This is a genomic window from Bradyrhizobium sp. USDA 4369, from assembly GCF_054056435.1.
The window spans coordinates 2,493,119-2,511,661 of record NZ_JBSRYH010000001.1; the positions used below are offsets into that span (position 1 = coordinate 2,493,119).

Below are 18,543 nucleotides of genomic sequence, written 5' to 3' on the forward strand. Positions count from 1 at the left end.
TGGGCAAGTGCTCAGCCTCCGATGGACACAAGGGGAGCGGCGGCGCCCGCAACCGGAGCCGCTGTTGCTACGAGCTCGCCAAGCAGGCTGTAGCGTTCAAGACTGTCGATTCGAACCGGCAGGACTTGGCCGATGATGTCGTCGGGCGCCATCACATGGGCCGGCTGCAGATAGGCCGTCCGTCCCACCAACTGACCGGGCTTGCGCGCGGCGCGCTCGAACAACACGTCGACGACCGAGCTGATCGCAGCCTTGTTAAAGGCTGCTTGCTGGCTGTCGATCAAGCTCTGGAGCCGCTCCAATCGCTCGTCCATCTCGGTCGCTGACACCATCTCCTGCATGTCCGCCGCTGGGGTGCCCGGGCGCGGCGAATATTTGAAAGAATACGCCGCAGCGTAGCCGATTTGCGCGATGAGCGCGAGGGTGGCGCGAAAATCTTCCTCGGTTTCGCCGGGGAACCCGACGATGAAGTCCGAAGAGAATGCAATGTCCGGCCGCGCGGCGCGAAAACGGTCGACAACTTTCCGATAATCGGATGCGCCGTGTTTACGGTTCATCAGGCCAAGGATCCGATCGGAACCGGACTGTACCGGCAGATGCACGAACGGCATCACCGATGTGAGATCGCGATGGGCGGCGATCAGGCTGTCATCGACGTCATTGGGGTGGCTGGTCGAATAGCGGATCCGTGCCACGCCGGGGATCTCGGCGATGCGATAGAGCAGGCGGCCGAGTGTCCAGGTGCTGCCGTCCGGCGCTTCACCGTGATAGGCGTTGACGTTCTGGCCGATCAGCGTGATGTCGCGGACGCCGTTCTCGGTCAGCTGCGTCACCTCGTCGATGATGCGCGCCGCCGGACGCGACATCTCGCTGCCGCGCGTATAGGGCACGACGCAGAAGGTGCAGAACTTGTCGCATCCCTCCTGCACGGTCACGAAGGCCGAGACGCCGCGGGCGCGAATGGCCTCGCGGCTCGGCCGGGCCAGGAAGCCGAACTTGTCCTTGGCCGGGAATCCCGTTTCGATTGCCGGCTCGCCGCGGCCGGCGCGGGCGAGCAGCTCGGGCAGATGGTGATAGCTCTGCGGTCCGACCACGACGTCGACAGTCGGGGCACGGGTGATGATCTCGGCACCCTCGGCCTGGGCCACACAGCCGGCGACCGCAATCTGCATCGCGCGGCCTTGCCGCGCCGCCTCCTCCTTCGCCACCCGCAGCCGCCCGAGCTCCGAATAGACCTTTTCGGAGGCCTTCTCACGGATATGGCAGGTGTTGAGGATCACCAGATCGGCGTCGCCGGCCTCGGCGGTCTCGACGAAGCCCTCAGCGCCCAGCGTGTCCACCATGCGCTGGGCATCGTAGACATTCATCTGGCAGCCATAGGACTTGATGTGCAGCTTCCGCGGCGGCGTCATGAACCCTTGCATGCGATCGGGAGCGCGCCCCTTCGGCGCAGGGCTCAGATATAGGCTATAGGGCCGAAAATCCAGCGAGCGGGCTCGTTTTCTGGCCCAGCTGGCCCAAAATGGCCGGAAGTTGCCGCATATCGTCGAAAACCAGGGTGGCGCCGGCAGCCCGCAGGTCGTCTGCATGCCCGTCGCGGCAGTGGCTGCCGCCATGAAACCCGAGCGCCGTCATGCCGGCGGCGACGCCTCCCCGGATGCCGGCCGAACTGTCCTCCACCACCACGCAGGCACTGGGCCGGGCGTTCATCTGCGCCGCGGCGAACAGGAACAGGTCCGGAGCGGGCTTGCCATTCTCGACCTGGGACGAGGAGAAGATATGGGGGGCCAGCCGGTCGTACAGACCGGTCGCGCCGAGGCTGACGCGCATCCGCTGATGCGAGCCCGAGGACGCGACGCAAACTGGAAATGTCAGGGCATCGAGCGCCTCGGCGATACCGCTGATCGCCTGCAGGTCCCGCTCGAACGCGCCGTACATCTCGGCCTGCAGCTTGGAGCTGAAATCGTCGGGCAGACCGTGCCCGAGTTCAGCTTCGATCTCGACGCAGGCCTGCTTCAACGATCGGCCGAGAAAACGACGGAAAACCTGATCGGTGGTGATCGGATAGCCGCAGCGGCTGAGCACGTCGGCGTGGGTCTGGCAGGAGATCACCTCGCTGTCGACCAGCACGCCGTCGCAATCGAAAATGACCAGATCGAAGCTCACCGCGCTGGATCAGCCATTCGTCTCGTCGTCGAGCGGCACGCAATACAGCTCGAGCCGGTGGTCGACGAGCTTGTAGCCGAGCTTGCGGGCGATCTCCGCCTGCAGCTTCTCGATCTCTTCCGACGTGAATTCGATCACCTTGCCGTCGCGCAGATTGATCAGGTGATCATGATGGCTGTCGCGCATCTGCTCGTAGCGGGCGCGGCCCTCGCGGAAATCGTGGCGCTCGATGATGCCGGCGTCCTCGAACAGCTTGACCGTGCGATACACCGTCGAGATCGAAATCTTGTCGTCGACGGCGACGCAGCGGCGGTAGAGCTCTTCGACATCGGGATGGTCGCTGGAATCCGCGAGCACGCGGGCGATCACCCGGCGCTGCTCGGTCATCCGCATGCCGGTCGCGGCGCAGCGGGCCTCGATCCCGGTGGAATTGAGCGCTGGAGTTGGTTTCAAGGAGGTCATCGTGTTTCGCCTCAAGGATGCGCTTTCTGCCACCAAGCGCAGTTTACGACAAGTCCCGGCGCATCAGAAGCGCATTCAACTGTTCCCCGCCGGGCTGCAGGTAATAGCGTTCCCGTCGGCCGACGGTCGCAAATCCGGCGCGTTCATAGAGTCTGCGCGCGGGCTGGTTGTTCTCCTCGACTTCGAGGAAAACTGTCCGCACGCCGCGGCCCGCCAGATGCCCCAGATGTTGCAGCAACAGATCACGAGAAAATCCACGGCCGCGCTGATTTGGGTCAAGTGCAACCGATAAAATTTCCGCCTCGTCGGCACCGATCCGCGAGACGATGAAGCCGATGACGCGACGCCCGAGGCGCAGCCGGTGGACCATCGTGTTGCGCTCGGCGAGCATCGACTCGAACTCGCCCTCTCCCCAGCCACGGTGAAACGATGCGGCATGGATCTGGGCCAGCCGAGCGGCATCGCCCGGCGAGGCGACCTGGATCGACGGTTTGGAGCGTCCAAACCAGCGGAACAGCATGTTCATGACGACGCAGCCGTGTGCGCCAGCTCGGGCGCCGCGCCCGCCGGCGGCTTCACATCTGGCGCACGCAGATAGAAGGGCCGCGCCGGCGCATGCGCCGGATCGGTCGCCGCGCCCAGCCACGCCACCCACGCGATGTCGGGTCCCGCCTGGTTGTCGACCGCCACCGGCGCCGTGGCGCCGGCGGGCCATCGCTCCGCCAGCATCGATGCGGCATTGCCGACCAGATGCGGCGCGGCAAAGCGCGCGTCGGCAAGCAGATCGTCGATCCGCGCCACTTTCGGCGCGACCAGCGCGTCGCCATTGCCGCTCACGATCTGGTAGTAGACGTGATCATGCCGGGCATCGATCGCCGAGATCACCGGAGCATCGCTGTCGGCGCTGACCACCGGCGCAGCATAGGCCGACAGCGTCGTCACCCCCACCACCGGCTTGTGCGCCGCCAGCGCAAGGCCGCGGGCAGCGGAGAGGCCGACGCGCAGCCCCGTGAAACTACCGGGGCCGGTGGTGACGACGATGCGGTCGAGTTCCTGGAATGCGATGCCGGATTGCTGCCTCACGCGTGCGACCAGCGGCATCAGCGCTTCAGCATGGCCACGCTTCATCGGCAGCGTTTCCTGCGCCCGCATCACCGCGGAATCCGTGTCCAGAACGGCGGCTGCGCAATGGTCGAGAGCCGTATCGATGGCCAGTATCAGCATCCTGTCAGGGTCGCATTGTTGGAGGCGCGCGATGCGCGGAATACCTTTGCGGTAACGCGATAAAGTGAGTTGCTACGTTCTTACACGGTCGCCGCGAGGAGCGCATCACGGCGTGAGGCAGGATTAAGTTAAATTACTGGATATGCTGCCGTTTAAGCAAATCTTTCCGTGCCCATAGCCCGGAGGCCCGGCGATGCCGGGCGACGGCGCCGGTCGCGGTGGTCGTTGTCCGGCCGCCGAAAGCAAGTTCGTTGTGACTCAAAGGGCGCCGCGCGATACGCTGGCAGTGGTCGATGCCATCAGCCGCGCGCGGGCGATGATTGCGTTCGATCTCGATGGCACGCTCAGCGCGCTCGGACGGCTTTAAGCTGGCCCGGGGCCTGTCATCAGTTGCGGGTGCGATCGAGCTGATCAGCAGCATCACGGGCAGATCAACCTGCCGGCGCCGAGCCGCAAGATCGAGGCGCCCCGCGCGGGCGAGCCCGGGCGTGTCGACTCTGGATGCCGTCGGAAACGCAAACCGGAACGTCAACGATGACGTATCATCGGCAACGCGGCCCGCGGCCGAGACCGGAACGACGGCGTGAGCAGCGGGCCAATGATGATGTCGCGAACAGGAAGACTGTTCGCGACTCTCTATCAGCCTTGGCCCGTCTCACATCGGGCGGACCTCGACCACCTCGGGTACGAAGTGCTTCAGCAGATTCTGGATGCCATGCTGCAGCGTCGCGGTCGATGACGGGCAGCCCGAGCAGGCGCCCTTCATGTTGAGGTAGACGATGCCGTCCTTGAAGCCGCGGAAGGTGATGTCGCCGCCATCATTGGCGACCGCTGGGCGGACGCGGCTTTCGATCAAATCCTTGATCATCCCGACCGTCTCGGTGTCCGCCTCGTCATAGAACTCGTCGTCCTCATCGGTGGCGTCGTCATTGGCGGCGCTGCCATCGGCGAGCAGCGGCGCGCCCGACATATAGTGCTCCATGATCGCGCCAAGGATGGCCGGCTTGAGATGCTGCCATTCGCCGTCGTTCTTGGTCACGGTGATGAAGTCGGCGCCGTAGAACACGCCGGTGACGCCGCCGACGGCGAACAGGCGCTCGGCCAAGGGCGAACGCGCAGCCGTCTCGCGGCTCGAAAATTCCATCGTTCCGGAGGGCAGCACGACGCGGCCCGGGATGAACTTCAGGGTGGCAGGATTGGGGGTGGCTTCGGTCTGGATGAACATGATCTTCTCCGGCAGCGCCGGTTCAAGGCCGGCCTGATGCGTCCTCATAGCAGATGGCGCGCGGCCGCGCACGATCAAGAGGGGCGCGTCCCGGTTTCCGGCGTAACCCTATGACAGCGCGTCAATATCGGTGTCGGCGAGGTCGCCCGGCACGATCACCAGCGGCACCGGGAAGGCGCCGATTGTCTTGGTGACGTGGCTCACCAACGGCCCCGGCCCTTCGGCGCCGGCATTGGCCGCCAGCACGAGCAGCGCAATATCGGGATCGGCCTCCACCGTCGCCAGGATCTGCGTGGTGGGATCGCCTTCCCGGATCACCCGGTCCGGTGCCTGGATGCCGATTGACGACAGCTGCGTCGCGGCCTGATCGAGCGCCGCATTGGCCTCATCCTGGGCTTCCGCGCGCATGAGATCGGCGACCCCGAGCCATTGCTGGTTCTGGTCCTCCGTCTCGATGACATGCAGCATCACGATGCCGCCGCCCGCGCGCGCGGCCCAGCGCCCCGCATAGCGAATCGCGCGGTCGCATTCCGCACTGTCATCGACCACGACCAGGCATTTCGGCGTGTGCCCGATATCGTAGCTCTGCCGCTGCACCGCCATCGCTATCCCCGCCTGCTGCTGCGAGATGGACATCGCGATGCTGCCACACCCCGGTTGCGTTGGGGAGAGGGGCCGCAGGTTCCTTGCCGTCGACAACGACCGTGCGGCCCGAAACGCCAGGGCGTCGTCGCGCTCAGCTCTTGCGGATGAAGCCGACGATATCCTTCGCCGCCTTCATGGTCTCTGCTGCAATGGCCTGGGCACGCTCGCCGCCATCGATCAGCACCGAGTCGACATAACCGGGATCGGCTGTGAGGCGCTTCATCTCCGCGGCGATCGGACCAAGCTTGGTCACGCACAGTTCGACCAGCGCATTCTTGAAGCTGGAGAACTGACCGCCGCCGAAATCCCTGAGCACCTCGGCCTTGCTGCGGTCCGACAAGGCCGCATAGATGCCGACGAGGTTGTCGGCCTCGGGACGTGCCTCCAGTCCCTTTTCCTCGGTCGGCAGCGGCTCCGGATCGGTCTTGGCTTTGCGTACCTTCTGCGCGATCGTATCGGCGTCGTCCGTCAGGTTGATGCGGGAATAGTCCGACGCATCCGACTTCGACATCTTCTTGGTGCCGTCGCGCAGCGACATCACGCGGGTCGCAGGACCGGTGATGAAGGGCTCCGGAAGCGGAAAGAACAGGCCATCGCCAAAGCCGCGGCTGCGGATCGAGTCCCCGAAATCATTGTTGAACTTCTGCGCGATGTCGCGTGACAGCTCGAGATGCTGCTTCTGGTCCTCGCCGACCGGAACATGGGTGGCGCGGTAGAGCAGGATGTCGGCCGCCATCAGCACCGGATAATCGTACAGACCCACCGACGCATTTTCGCGGTCCTTGCCGGCTTTCTCCTTGAACTGTGTCATCCGGTTCAGCCAGCCGATGCGCGCGACACAGTTGAAGATCCAGGCGAGCTCGGCATGACCCGAGACCTGGCTTTGATTGAACACGATGTGCTTCTTCGGATCGATGCCGGCGGCGATGAACGCCGCGGTGACTTCGCGGGTGTTGCGTGCGAGCTCGGCGGGGCCGCCCCAGACATCGACGGGCATGGTGATCGCGTGCATGTCGACCACGCAATAGATGCAGTTATGGGTTTCCTGCATCTTCACGAAGTTGACGATCGCGCCGAGATAATTGCCGAGATGCAGGTTGCCGGTCGGCTGGACGCCCGAGAAAACCCGTTCCACGAAGGCCATGGTGACTGTTCCAGATGATGGATTTGGTGCGTCGTTTGGCACGGGCGCCTCAAAGGTGCAAGTCGCCGGCGGGTCGCTGCCGCAGCGCCCGGACGGTTTCACCCCAGCTCACGACGCGCAGGGCCGACAGCAGCCCGACATAGAGCATGACGGCTCCGCCGATCAGCACGGCGAGCAAGGCGGCGAGGCCGAGATGGCCCGTGGTCTCCGGGCTGGTCAGCTGCGCCGCTGCCGCGAGCGCCGCCCCCATGATCGCCGCCGCGAGCACCATGCGCGGCAGCCGGCGGCGTGATGCCTGGGAGATCGCAAAGCCGAAGCTTGCGGTCCCGCGCCGGATCAGCACCGCGGTATTGGCCCAGGCGCCGAGCGCCAATCCCGCTGCGATGCCGTCCACGCTGAATCGCTGGCCGAGCAGAAACGCCAGCGCGATCGCGACGCCGCATCCGATCAATGTCGCGCGCAGAGGGGTCTGCGTGTCCTCGCGGGCGAAGAAAGCGGGCTGCAGTGCCTTCGTCAGCACCTGGGCGGGAAGGGCGGCCGCGAGCCAGCCCAGAACATGCGCGGTCGCGGTCGCGTCATCCGAGGTGAATGCGCCGTGTTCGAACAGCAAACGAATGATCGGATCGTTCAGGATCATCAACCCCAGCGTGGCCGGCAGCGCGAGCCCGATGGTCAGCTCGAGGCCGTGCGACTGCACCTCGGCCAGCGCCTGCTTGTTGCCGCCATGCAGCGCCCGTGTCAGTTCCGGCACCAGCACGATGCCCATGGCGACGCCGACGAGCCCGAGCGGCAGCTCGATGAGGCGGTTGGCAAAATACAGCCACGACACCGCCGAGGGTTGGCTCGATGCGATGATCGCGCCGGCGACGGCGAGCAACTGCGGGCCGGCGCTGGCAACCATGCCCGGCAACGCCTTGGCGAAGAAGCCGCGCATGTCCGCGTCGAATGCGAGCCGCACGGGCGAGGCCATGCGCGCGCCGCGGCCGCGTCGCGCCAGCATCGCGAGCTGCAGCAGGCCGGCGACGCCGATCGTGGCGGCGAGCAGCAGCGCGGCCCGCGCGGGATCCGGATGTTGCATCAGCAGCACGATCGTCGTGCCGATCAGCGCGACGTTGAAGAGCAGCGGTGCAAACGCCGCCAGCGCGAATCGTCCTTGCGCGCTGGAGAGCGCGAGCAGCACGGTGGAGGGGCCGGCGAAAGCGAGATAGGGCAGCATCAGCCTGGCGTCATCCACGGCCAAGGTGAGCGTCTCTTCACCGCTGAATCCCGGCACGAGGATCGCCATCAACAGCGGCATCAGCAGTGCGAGCCCGACCGTTGTCGCAAAAAGACCGGCGCTGACGGTGCCGAGCACGCGGCCGGCGAAGGCCGCCGCCTGCATTGTGCCAGCCTGCTGGTATATTCGCAGCCACGCCGGCACCAGCGCTGCATTCAGCGCGCCCTCTGTCAGCAATCGCCTCACGACATTGACGAGCTGGAATGCCGCGAGAAATGCGTCCGCGACCGGGCCTGCTCCCAGCAGCGCGGCGATCAGCGCGTCCCTCCCGAAGCCGAGCAGGCGCGAGGCCACTGTTCCTGACAACACGGTGACGAATGAACGGATCATGAGGCTTCTATAGCAGCGCGGCTTGTGATAGGCCGCAGCGTTTGCAAAACGCCGTAAACGGGGCCCGTGAATGACTGACGCGAAATACGATGTTCTCGGTATCGGCAACGCGATTTTCGACGTGTTGGTGCACGCCGACGAAGCCTTTCTCGCCAGGCATGGCATGACGAAGGGCAGTATGGCGCTGATCGACGAGGCGCGTGCCGCCGCGATCTACCGCGACATGGGCCCGGCCACGGAGATGTCGGGCGGTTCTGGGGCCAACACCATCGTCGGCCTCGCAAGCCTCGGCGCGCGTGCCGCTTATGTGGGCAAGGTCCGGGACGATCAGATCGGCCGGATGTACTCTCACGATATCCGCGCTGCCGGCGTGACCTTCGACACTGCGCCGGCCACGGACGGTCCGGCGACCGGCTGCTGCTACATCCTGGTGACGCCCGACGGTGAGCGCACCATGAACACCTATCTCGGCGCGGCGCAGAACCTGACCGCCGCCGACATCGATCCCGCCCAGATTGCCGCGGCCCGTATCGTCTATCTCGAAGGCTATCTGTGGGACCCCAAGGAGGCCAAGGAGGCCTTTGTGAAGGCAGCGACGGTCGCGCATGATGCAGGACGCGAGGTGGCGCTGACATTGTCGGACTCGTTCTGCGTCGACCGCTATCGCGAAGAGTTCCTGGACCTGATGCGGGGCGGCACTGTCGATATCGTCTTCGCCAACGAGGCCGAGCTGCACTCCCTTTACCAGACCTCCGATTTCGATGGCGCGCTGAAGCAGCTGCGGGAGGATGCGACACTCGGCATTGTCACCCGCAGCGACAAGGGCTGCGTCGTGGTGTCGAATGACGGCGTCATCGCGGTGCCGGCGCATCCGATCGAGACGCTGGTGGACACGACCGGCGCCGGCGACCTGTTCGCCGCGGGCTTCCTGCTCGGGCTGGTGCGCAAGACCGGCTACGAGATGGCTGGACGGCTCGGCGGCCTCGCCGCCGCCGAAGTGATCCAGCACATCGGCGCCCGCCCGCAGGTGTCGCTGAAGGAGTTGGCCGCGCAGAACGGGCTGAAGGCGTAGCTGACCAGACGAGCGTTTCCTGAGAGACGGCGGTCCGTGCTGGTTTGAGCTCGCGCCGTCTGCAACGCAGTCATGCTCCGCGCATGCGGAGCATCCAGTATTCCGCGGCAGAAGATATCGAACCGAAACGCCATGGCGTACTGGATCGCCCGCCTTCGCGACGATCACGGCGGGGGTCTACATCATATGACCGCGAACACTTCCCGGGCGTCTGCCACTCACCCTGACCCCCTCCGTAAGAGCGGGGAGGGAGCGCACCGTCGGTGCGGCAGCAGTTTGAATGCCTCCAGCTCCAGCAGAGCGGAACTCAAGCTTGCCCGGGAGAGCGCAGAGAACTCCATTAGTTGAGGCCACGTAAAATATCAGAGGCGCGCGATGTTTTCGATCGCGCGCCTCCGCGCTGTCTCAATGCATCACGCGGCCTTCCGTCCGCCGGCGGCATCCAGGCCGGCATAGACTGCGCGCTCGAAGCCGGCGAAGGTCTCCAGGCACAGCCGGTCCGCGAACGGCAACAGCTGCATCAGGATTACGCCGGTGACGTCCCGCGCGGGATCGATCCAGTAATACGTGTTGGCGAGGCCGGCCCAGGCGAGGCTGCCGGCGCTGCGGCCCTCCGGCGTCGGCGCCGTCGTGATCATGAAGCTCAGGCCCCATTTCTTGACGATGTCCGGATAGAGATCGACGTCATTGGTGACCCCCGGCACAGCGGCCGCCATCTTGGTCATCTCCAGCTCGCCGATATGGTTGTCGCGCATCGCTGCGACGGTCTCCGGCTTCAGCACCTGGTTGCCATTGCCGCGGCCGTTGTTGAGGATCATCCGGGTGAAGCGGATGTAGTCGCCGGCGGTGCCGTAGAGTCCGCCGCCGCCCATGTGAAATTCCGGCTCCTGCTCGATCTCGAACGGAATCGGGGCCAGCGCGCCGTCTTCGCCGCGGGCATGCATGCCGACCAGCCGTGCGCGTTGCGATGCGCCGAGCTTGAAGCCGGTATCGTCCATGCCGAGCGGCGCGAACAGATTGTCGCGCAGGTAGCGATCGAGCGTCACGCCGCTCACGGCCTCCACCGCCTTGCCGACGAAGTCGATGTTGATGCCATATTCCCAGCGCGTGCCCGGGTCGGAGGCGAGCGGCAGCGTCAGCGCGTCGTTCTTGCAGGTGATGATGCCGGGCGTGCCGGCCTTCTGCACATAGCTCGCCATGTCGCCGTTCCACATGTCGTAGCAGAACCCGGCGGTATGGGTCATCAGATGACGCAAGGTGATCGCGGTCCTGGCCGGCCGCAGGATTGGCTCGCCATGGGCGTCGAAGCCGTCCAGCACCTTCGGCGCGGCAAGATCGGGGAGGACCTGGCCGATCGGCGCGTCCAGCGATAGCCGTCCCTGTTCGACCAGCTGCATGCCGGCGGCGCAGGTGATCGCCTTGGTCATCGACGCGATCCAGAACACGCTGTCTGTCGTCATCGGGTCGTCGCGGCCGAGGTCGCGCTTGCCGAAGGCGCCTTCGTAGATGACGCCGTTGCTGTCCGCGGCGACGGCGACGACGCCGGGGATCTCGCCGGCCTCGGCCCTCTGCCGCAATCCGCGATCAATATCGGTCTTGTTCTGCATGATGTCCTCCCGTTCCGTTCTTGTGTGACGGCGGGCGATTGTTTCCTGCGCCGTTCCGGCCAGCAAGAACCGTCCGCCGTGCGGCTGGTCGCGATCTCGTGATGATGCGGCGCGAATGATCGCGGCAGGGGAGAAGGCCGTCCGGAAGGTCACATCCCTTCAAATTCCTCAGAGAATCATGGTTAGTTCCGTCGAGCCGCGAGCCTGCCACATGGGGGCCATGTTCCCATCACGGGCCTGGTCCTGTTGTGAGTTGCAACCATTTCTGCATTAAAGGGTTGAACAAGCCGGTCTTTTCAGGCCGCACGAGACGTTTTTGGCGGCAACGACCGCCAAATGGGGGCGATATGATTTCGACATGGAGCGAGTGGAAGCGGTATCCGCGGCCCGGCCGCGGTGACAACATCGAGGCGCCGATCACGCCCGGAATCTACGAGGTGCGGATCGCCGCAACCGGTGCATTGTACGCGTTCGGCGCCGTGGACAATGTCGCGCAGGCGCTGGCGCTGCTGCCGGTCGGCCAGAAATCCTGGTTCGGACGCCGCGACCCCGCGGTGCTGCCGGACCTCGAATACCGCACCTGCGCGACGTCGACCAAGGCCGACGCCAAGGCGGCAGCCGAGCGGATGATCGGACGTCGCGAGACCTATATGAGCGGCGCGGCCTGAGCCGCTGTCATCGGGCGGCCAGCTCGCGCCGTTGGTACGCATTTGGTGCTGGAAAGGCACGGTTGGCCAGATCGAATGTACCGTTCAGGCGGCGCACACACCGTGCGCCTGCGCCGGGCGGTGGCTATATTCGAAGCGACATATTGCTCGCTTTCGAGGAGTTGCCCGATGACACCGACCGCAGCCACCCGCTCCACGCCGTCCGCGACTGCCAGCCTGCGGGAACGCCTGAAGGACGGCTCGCTGCTGCGTGAGCAGTGCTATATCGACGGCAGCTGGGTCGGCGTTCCCGTCTTCCCGGTCAACAATCCGGCCACCGGTGCCGAACTCGCCAAGGTGGCGCAGCTCGGCGCCACGGAGACGACGCAGGCGGTCGAGGCCGCCGCGCGGGCCTTCCCGGCCTGGGCCAGGCTGACGGCCAAGCAGCGCTCCAATCTCCTGCGCAAATGGTTCGAGCTGATCGTTGCGAACCGCGAGGATCTCGCGCTGATCCTCACCTCCGAGCAGGGCAAGCCGCTCACCGAGGCGCTCGGCGAGGTCGATATCGGCGCCGCCTATATCGAGTTCTTCGCCGAGGAGGCGCGTCGCGTCTATGGCGAGACGATCCCGACGCAGAAGCCGGATGCACGGCTGCTCGCGCTCAAGCAGCCGATCGGCGTCTGCGGTGCGATTACGCCGTGGAATTTTCCGAACTCGATGATCACCCGCAAAGTGTCTCCGGCGCTCGCCGCCGGCTGCACTGTGGTGCTGAAGCCGGCCAATGAGACGCCGCTGTCGGCGCTGGCGCTCGCCGTGCTGGCGGAGCGCGCCGGCATTCCGAAGGGCGTGCTCAACATCATCACCGGCGACGCGCCGCCGATCGGCAAGGTGCTGTGCGAGCATCCGGCCGTTCGCTTCGTCGGCTTCACCGGCTCGACCGAGGTTGGCAAGATCCTGTACCGCCAGTCCGCCGGCACGGTGAAGAAGCTCGGCCTCGAACTCGGCGGCAACGCGCCGTTCGTTGTGTTCGACGATGCCGATGTCGATGCGGCGGTCGAAGGCGCCATCGTCTCGAAGTACCGCAACATGGGCCAGACCTGCGTCTGCGCCAACCGCCTCTATGCGCAGGACGGCATCTACGACGCCTTCGTCGAGAAGCTGGCGGCCCGGGTCGCGGCGATGAAAATCGGCGACGGCACCGAGGCCGGCGTCGTGCAGGGACCGCTCATCAACGAGGAGGCGGTGGAGAAGGTCGAGCGCCATATCGCCGATGCGGTGAAGGGCGGTGCGACGATCGTCACCGGCGGCAAGCGCCATGCGCTCGGCCGCACCTTCTTCGAGCCGACGGTTCTATCGAATGTGAAGCCGGATGCGCTGGTCGCGCATGAGGAGACGTTTGGCCCGCTCGCGCCGGTCATCCGCTTTCATGGCGAGGCCGACGTCATCGCGATGTGCAACGCCTCGCCGTTCGGTCTCGCCTCCTACTTCTACGCCCGCGATCTCGGCCGCGTCTGGCGCGTGGCGGAGGCGCTGGAGTCGGGCATGGTCGGCGTCAACACCGGCCTGATCACCACCGAAGTGGCGCCGTTCGGCGGTGTCAAGGAGAGCGGCCTGGGACGCGAGGGCTCGCATCACGGCATCGAGGAATATCTCGAGATCAAATATGTGATGATGGCCGGTGTGTGAGATCAGGCCGACCTGTCGACCGAAGATGACGTCGAGACCGCGGGAAGCTTGTTCACCGGCACCATGAAGGATTTGTTGCCGACCTGGTAGATCACCTTCCCGCTCTTGCCGTCATTGGTCGAGATCTGCGACTGACCGAACATGATGACGTTCTTGTAGACGATGCCGATGCCTTGTCGCGTGATGCCGTCGGTGGTGACGCTGACCTGTGCCTCATTGCCCTTGACGGCCAGGACGCGAAAGCTCGCGCTCTTTCCGTTGTCGCTCGAATAGCCGGCCCAGCTGCCCGTCAGGTTGCTCTCATTGGCGGGAGGGGCCTGCTTTTCGAGCATCGCGGTGGCCTTGCCGCCGCCGGCCGAGAACAGCAGCACGGCGTTCTTGCCGTTCTTGGTTCCGAGCGTCACGGGGCCGAAGTCGATGGTGGAGCCGTTGACCTTGCCGATGCCGCGCTCGGTGCGTCCATGGTGGGTGTATTCCACCGTGGCCTGGGCGCCGCGAATGTTCACGACCTTGAAGCTCACGGCCTGATTGTTGGCCGTCCAACTGCCCTTCCATTCACCGAGCAGGTTGCTCTGGTGATAGACCCGCTCCATGGCGGGAGAGATCTGGTTCGCGCTTTGAACGATCGCCATGAGCGCCCGCAACGAGCTGATGTGCTCTTCTATATATTTCTGAACATTACAAACTGTATCGAGGCGTAGTCCCGCAGGGTAAACGATGGGTTAATGGCGACGGCGGTGCCCCAGTGCCGACTGCGACCGATCGTCTCGGGCGCGCGCCGCTGCCGCAAGCCCGGGTCGCGGCGTGAGTCTGCCTTGCGCCTGTTGACGGCCGGGCTACCGCCTCAGCACCGCGATCGTGCGATTGGCGAAGCTCAGCCGCTCCGCCATGATCGTCACGAAATAGGTCAGCAGCTTCTGCGCCAGCGCCGGGTGCTCGCGCGTGATGGCGTCGAATTGCGGGATGGTCAGCTCGTAGAGCACGCTGTCGGTCTCGGCCTGGATCGTCGCGCTGCGCGGCGTATGCGCCACCAGCCCCATCTCGCCGATCGTCGTGTAGCGGCCGAGGCTGCGCACCCGCGTCGTGCCGCCTCGCTCGGCCGGGACCATGACGCCGACCCGGCCGTCGAGGATGAAATGCATCGAGGCAGCCTCGTCGCCGGCGCGCACGATGGTGGTGCCGGCGGGCACGTCGAGCCGTTCGCAGCGGCGCATCAACTCGCTGGCATCGGCGTCGCTGCCGAGGATGGCGGCGAACCAGTCGCGTAGCGAGGCCTCGTCCTGGGCATGGCCCTGATGGCGCGCGATGATCGCGTTCTCGCAGCGTTCGAGCGCATGATCGAGCTCCGGCGTGATCACCACATCCTTGGTGATGAACTCGCCGGCGCGCAGCGTCCGCTCGATCGCGGGCGTCAGATGCGCCATCGCGATCTGGACGTGGCGGTCGCGCGCCAGCCGCTTGATTTGGCTGAAGCTGTAGGCGGCCGAGGAATCCATGCCGGTCACGAGCCGGAAATCGAGCACCAGGAAGCGGCATTCGGAACGGCGCTGCAGCCGCGCCTTGACGTGGCGGTACAGCCGGTTGGCCGATCCGAAGAACAGATAGCTCTGCAGGTTGAGGCCATGGATCTCGCCGCCATGCAGCGCGAGGATCTCCTGCTGCTCGCGCGAGCGGTCGAGCGAGCTGCGATATTCGGTGCCGTCGAAGCTGTATTTGATCGGGTTGATGCGCGCCGCGCTGAAGGCGAAGGCGGTGCAGCCGATCACGATGCCGAGCACGATCCCGGCGATGAAGCCCCATTTCAGGATGATGATGATGATTGCAAGCAGCGAGGCATATTCGATCAGCGACAGCCGCCGGCGCGACTGCACCGCCCATTTGTACAGCGTGTCGGCGCCGAGATAGAGCAGCAGTCCGCCGAGCACGAATTTCGGCATGTAGCCGAGCAGGGACGGCGCCAGCACCAGCATCGACAGCGCGATGGCCGCCGCTGTCAGTCCCGACAGCCGGCCGCTGCCGCCGGCGCTGAAATTCAGGATGGTGCGGCTCACCGAGATGCAGCCGGGGTAGCCGCCGATGCTGCTGGCGAGGATGTTGCCGAGGCCGGTGACGGTGAGCTCGCGCTCGATATTGGCCTCGCTATGGGTCGCGACCTCGATGCCCGTCGTGTTGAACAGCGTGCTGCAGGCGGTGACGAAGATGACGGCGATGATGTCGCCGGCCAGTGCCGGCAGCGCATGCCAGGGAAAATGACTGAGCGCATCGATCGTCCACGGCCAGGCCAGCGCCACGTGCTGCGGCGGCAGGAACGTCCATCCCAGCGTCTGCGCCGCCGTGGGCGAAATACCGGCCAGCCAGAAGCCGCCATGGGCAGCCAAGGTCGCGACGATCAGAATCAGTGGCAGGCTGAACGGCCAGCGCGACCGGTGCCAGGTCAGGTACAGCACCAGCGCCATGACCGCCGCTGCGCCGAGTTCGTACAGCACCTGCCGCGTGGCGAAGACGCCGAGCGTCGCCAGCTCCAGCTGCTGACCGGTGACGACGCTGATGGCGCCGAGCAGGATGAGCGCGCCGGTGGCGCCAAGAAAGCCGGCGACAACCGGATAGGGCACGTAGCGGATGGCGCGGCCGAGCTGCGTGGTGCCGAGGCCGCCCAGGATCAATCCGGTGGCGAGGCTGGCGAGCCCGAAGGTGATGAGCACCACCGGCAGCAGGGCCGCGGCGGGAGCGGCTCCGCCGAGCCGGTCCGCGATTGTGCCGGCCAGGATCGCGGTCGTCGCGGCAATCGAACTGTCCGGCGCCCCGATTGCAAATGGCAGCGAGCTGCCGAGCGCCAGCACCAGCGCCATCAGCGCCGAGACGGTGAAGGTGATGCCGATGCCGTGGCTGAGATAGGGCGCGAGCGGCCCTGCGAAGATCAGCAGCGTATAGGACAGGCCGTAAGTGATGGTCAGAACGCTGGCGGCGGCGCCGCCAAGAATATCCTCGAAACCGCGTCGCGCGGCCGAATGGCCGATCGTGGCCGAAACCGTGTTGCTCACACCAATAAGCCTCAATTCAATAGGCGCCACTGGTAGGCTGACAGCCGCCCGGCGCAAGTGACAATTTTATGACAAGTTCGGGATGGCAGAGCCGGCCTGCGGCGATGCCGCAAATCCTTGCAACAAAAGGGCGGTTCGTTGAGGATGCGGCGCGGGACCATGTTCGCGTTGAGGATGTGGCAGCGCGGCCCGGAGCAGGAGGTCGGCAGGCCCCGGCCTCATCGGCCCGCGACAGGCCGTCAATCGCGCCGAGACTGGCTGGGAGAGCCCTCATGATGCTGTACGATTCCGCAACGGCGCCCAGTCCGCGCCGCGTGCGCATCTTTCTCGCCGAGAAAGGTCTCACGCTTCCCACGGTGCAGGTCGATCTGCGCGCAGGCGAGCAGTTTGCCCCGGCGTTTCGCGCGATGAATCCCGATTGCACGGTGCCGGTGCTCGCGCTCGACAGCGGCGCGGCCATTACCGACATCATCGCGATCTGCCGCTACATCGAGGAGCTGCATCCTGAGCCTGCCCTGATGGGGCGAGACGCGGAAGAGCGGGCGCTGATCGAATGCTGGGTCCGGCGCATCGAGTGGGATGGCATCTACGCCATCCAGGAAGCGTTCCGGAACAGCATGCCGGGTTTGGAGCACCGCGCGCTGCCGGGCCCGCTGCCGCTCGAGCAGATTCCGGCGCTGGCGGAGCGCGGCCGTCTGCGGGCGCGGCATTTCCTGGCATGGCTCGATGCGCGGCTCGCCGATCACGCCTTCGTCGGCGGAGCCGCCTTCACGATCGCCGACATCAGCGCCATGGTGACGGTCGATTTTGCCGCGCGCGCGAAGCTCGATCCACCAGAGCAGCTGCGCCATCTCAGGCGATGGCACCAGGAGGTGTCGAGCCGCCCGAGCGCGAAGGCGTGACCTGGCGGATCGGCTTGCTCTCACGCCGCCAGTTTGGCCAGCCCGTCCCAGTCGAATGTGATGCCGTGGCCGGGCCGCGCCGGCGCCAGCGCGAGGCCATTCTGCAGCACCAGCGGATGTTCGATGTAGCGGTCGAGGCCGAAGCCGTGCGCTTCGAGGAACGAGCGGTTCGGGCAGGCGGCGAGCAGGTGTACGGTGATGTCATGCGCGCCATGGCTGGTCACCGGCAGATTGAAGGCCTCGGCGAGCCGCGCGATCTTCATGAACGATGTGACGCCGCCGCAATTGGTGACGTCGGGCTCGGGATAGGACACGGCGCCAGCGGCGATGTAGTTCTTGAAGTCCCATAGCGAACGCAAATTCTCGCCCGCCGCGATCGGCACGCCGCCGGCGGCCAGGATGCGGGCATGGCCGGCGATGTCGTCGGGAATGGTCGGCTCCTCCAGCCAGGTGAGATCATAGGGCTGCAGCGCGCGCGCCGCGCGGATCGCCTCCTCGACCGTCCACGTCATGTTGGCATCGGCCATCAGCGGGAAGCCATCGCCGAGATGCCTGCGCATCGCGGCGACCCGCGCGACGTCGGCTCCGAGATCGGGGCGACCGACCTTCATCTTGATGGCGCGAAAACCCTTGGCGAGATTGTCGTCGGTCTGCTTCAGCAACGCATCGATCGACAGATCGAGGTCGATGCCGCCGGCATAGCAGGGCACGCCGGCATCGAAGCCGCCGAGCAGGCGGAACAGCGGCAGTGCCGCGCGCCGCGCCTTGAGATCCCAGAGCGCAATGTCGAGCGCCGACAGCGCCAGCACGACCGGTCCGCCGCGCCCGCCATAATGCAGGCCCCACCACACCCGATGCCAGATCGCCTCGGTATCGTCGGCATCATGGCCCGCGGTCAGATCGGGGATCTCGCGCCCGACGATGTCGGCAACAGCGCCGCCATTGCGCCCGACCGTATAGGTGTAGCCGACGCCTTCGGCGCCATCGGCATCGCGCACCCGGCAGGTGATCAGCTCGAACGCCGTCATCGCGCCATGCGTGCTGTCAGACAACGTCACGCTGAGCGGAATGCGATAGAGCCCGGTCTCGATCGATGCAATCAGTGCCATCGGCGCG

Annotated in this window: 18 protein-coding genes; 5 read left to right on the top strand and 13 right to left on the bottom strand. The window is 65.8% G+C overall.

Features of this window, described 5'->3' with window-relative positions; translation table 11 throughout:
• Window positions 1–11 precede the first annotated feature (11 nt).
• Genes miaB through tsaB form a run of 5 tightly spaced genes read right to left on the bottom strand, consistent with a single transcriptional unit; the run spans window position 12 to window position 3,852 of the window.
• Window positions 12–1,412 carry a tRNA (N6-isopentenyl adenosine(37)-C2)-methylthiotransferase MiaB gene (gene miaB, locus ACVIJ6_RS11325; protein WP_456772780.1) on the bottom strand — a complete coding sequence of 467 codons (1,401 nt, stop codon included), beginning with the start codon at window positions 1,410–1,412 and terminating at the stop codon, window positions 12–14.
• A gap of 55 nt (window positions 1,413–1,467) precedes the next feature.
• Window positions 1,468–2,166 carry an HAD family hydrolase gene (locus tag ACVIJ6_RS11330; RefSeq protein WP_456772781.1) on the bottom strand — a complete coding sequence of 233 codons (699 nt, stop codon included), beginning with the start codon at window positions 2,164–2,166 and terminating at the stop codon, window positions 1,468–1,470.
• Between the two features lie 9 nt (window positions 2,167–2,175).
• Window positions 2,176–2,628, bottom strand: coding sequence for a Fur family transcriptional regulator (locus ACVIJ6_RS11335; RefSeq protein ID WP_456772782.1), 453 nt, complete (start codon window positions 2,626–2,628; stop codon window positions 2,176–2,178).
• A 43-nt stretch (window positions 2,629–2,671) separates the two neighbouring features.
• On the bottom strand, window positions 2,672–3,154 hold the full coding sequence (rimI, locus tag ACVIJ6_RS11340) for a ribosomal protein S18-alanine N-acetyltransferase (RefSeq protein WP_456772783.1): 483 nt from the start codon (window positions 3,152–3,154) through the stop codon (window positions 2,672–2,674).
• The gene (gene tsaB / locus ACVIJ6_RS11345) at window positions 3,151–3,852 is read right to left on the bottom strand and encodes a tRNA (adenosine(37)-N6)-threonylcarbamoyltransferase complex dimerization subunit type 1 TsaB (protein WP_456772784.1); all 702 of its coding nucleotides are present in this window, start codon (window positions 3,850–3,852) and stop codon (window positions 3,151–3,153) included. Before tsaB ends, rimI begins: the two co-directional genes overlap by 4 nt.
• A 193-nt stretch (window positions 3,853–4,045) precedes the next feature.
• Between tsaB and ACVIJ6_RS11350 the strand changes: the two genes are divergently transcribed.
• Window positions 4,046–4,219: a hypothetical protein gene (locus ACVIJ6_RS11350; RefSeq protein ID WP_456772785.1), complete on the top strand. Its 174-nt coding sequence runs from the start codon at window positions 4,046–4,048 to the stop codon at window positions 4,217–4,219.
• A 288-nt stretch (window positions 4,220–4,507) separates the two neighbouring features.
• On the opposite strand, the gene ACVIJ6_RS11355 is transcribed toward ACVIJ6_RS11350, so the two are convergent.
• From ACVIJ6_RS11355 to murJ, 4 genes are all read right to left on the bottom strand, one after another.
• Window positions 4,508–5,077, bottom strand: a complete 570-nt coding sequence (locus tag ACVIJ6_RS11355; protein ID WP_456772786.1) for a NifU family protein — start codon at window positions 5,075–5,077, stop codon at window positions 4,508–4,510.
• A 108-nt stretch (window positions 5,078–5,185) separates the two neighbouring features.
• A complete protein-coding gene (locus ACVIJ6_RS11360; RefSeq protein WP_456776964.1) occupies window positions 5,186–5,680 on the bottom strand; it encodes a universal stress protein in 495 nt (164 codons plus the stop codon).
• A 133-nt stretch (window positions 5,681–5,813) separates the two neighbouring features.
• A complete protein-coding gene (gene trpS, locus ACVIJ6_RS11365; RefSeq protein ID WP_456772787.1) occupies window positions 5,814–6,866 on the bottom strand; it encodes a tryptophan--tRNA ligase in 1,053 nt (350 codons plus the stop codon).
• 49 nt (window positions 6,867–6,915) lie between these two features.
• Window positions 6,916–8,472, bottom strand: a complete 1,557-nt coding sequence (gene murJ / locus ACVIJ6_RS11370) for a murein biosynthesis integral membrane protein MurJ (protein ID WP_456772788.1) — start codon at window positions 8,470–8,472, stop codon at window positions 6,916–6,918.
• A 70-nt stretch (window positions 8,473–8,542) separates the two neighbouring features.
• Between murJ and ACVIJ6_RS11375 the strand changes: the two genes are divergently transcribed.
• Window positions 8,543–9,544 carry an adenosine kinase gene (locus ACVIJ6_RS11375; RefSeq protein WP_456772789.1) on the top strand — a complete coding sequence of 334 codons (1,002 nt, stop codon included), beginning with the start codon at window positions 8,543–8,545 and terminating at the stop codon, window positions 9,542–9,544.
• A 413-nt stretch (window positions 9,545–9,957) separates the two neighbouring features.
• On the opposite strand, the gene ACVIJ6_RS11380 is transcribed toward ACVIJ6_RS11375, so the two are convergent.
• Window positions 9,958–11,151 carry a serine hydrolase domain-containing protein gene (locus tag ACVIJ6_RS11380; RefSeq protein ID WP_250172878.1) on the bottom strand — a complete coding sequence of 398 codons (1,194 nt, stop codon included), beginning with the start codon at window positions 11,149–11,151 and terminating at the stop codon, window positions 9,958–9,960.
• A 347-nt stretch (window positions 11,152–11,498) separates the two neighbouring features.
• Between ACVIJ6_RS11380 and ACVIJ6_RS11385 the strand changes: the two genes are divergently transcribed.
• Complete coding sequence (locus tag ACVIJ6_RS11385) at window positions 11,499–11,819, top strand: hypothetical protein (protein WP_456772790.1); 321 nt, start codon at window positions 11,499–11,501, stop codon at window positions 11,817–11,819.
• Between the two features lie 168 nt (window positions 11,820–11,987).
• A complete protein-coding gene (locus ACVIJ6_RS11390; RefSeq protein ID WP_456772791.1) occupies window positions 11,988–13,484 on the top strand; it encodes an NAD-dependent succinate-semialdehyde dehydrogenase in 1,497 nt (498 codons plus the stop codon).
• A gap of 2 nt (window positions 13,485–13,486) precedes the next feature.
• Here ACVIJ6_RS11390 and ACVIJ6_RS11395 read toward each other — a convergent pair whose 3' ends face one another.
• Both ACVIJ6_RS11395 and ACVIJ6_RS11400 read right to left on the bottom strand, forming a co-directional pair.
• The gene (locus ACVIJ6_RS11395; protein ID WP_456772792.1) at window positions 13,487–14,116 is read right to left on the bottom strand and encodes a hypothetical protein; all 630 of its coding nucleotides are present in this window, start codon (window positions 14,114–14,116) and stop codon (window positions 13,487–13,489) included.
• Window positions 14,117–14,320: 204 nt separating this feature from the next.
• Window positions 14,321–16,525: an SLC26A/SulP transporter family protein gene (locus tag ACVIJ6_RS11400; protein ID WP_456772793.1), complete on the bottom strand. Its 2,205-nt coding sequence runs from the start codon at window positions 16,523–16,525 to the stop codon at window positions 14,321–14,323.
• 272 nt (window positions 16,526–16,797) lie between these two features.
• Between ACVIJ6_RS11400 and ACVIJ6_RS11405 the strand changes: the two genes are divergently transcribed.
• On the top strand, window positions 16,798–17,427 hold the full coding sequence (locus tag ACVIJ6_RS11405; RefSeq protein ID WP_456772794.1) for a glutathione S-transferase family protein: 630 nt from the start codon (window positions 16,798–16,800) through the stop codon (window positions 17,425–17,427).
• Between the two features lie 20 nt (window positions 17,428–17,447).
• Here ACVIJ6_RS11405 and ACVIJ6_RS11410 read toward each other — a convergent pair whose 3' ends face one another.
• On the bottom strand, window positions 17,448–18,536 hold the full coding sequence (locus ACVIJ6_RS11410) for a mandelate racemase/muconate lactonizing enzyme family protein (RefSeq protein ID WP_456772795.1): 1,089 nt from the start codon (window positions 18,534–18,536) through the stop codon (window positions 17,448–17,450).
• Window positions 18,537–18,543: the final 7 nt, after the last annotated feature.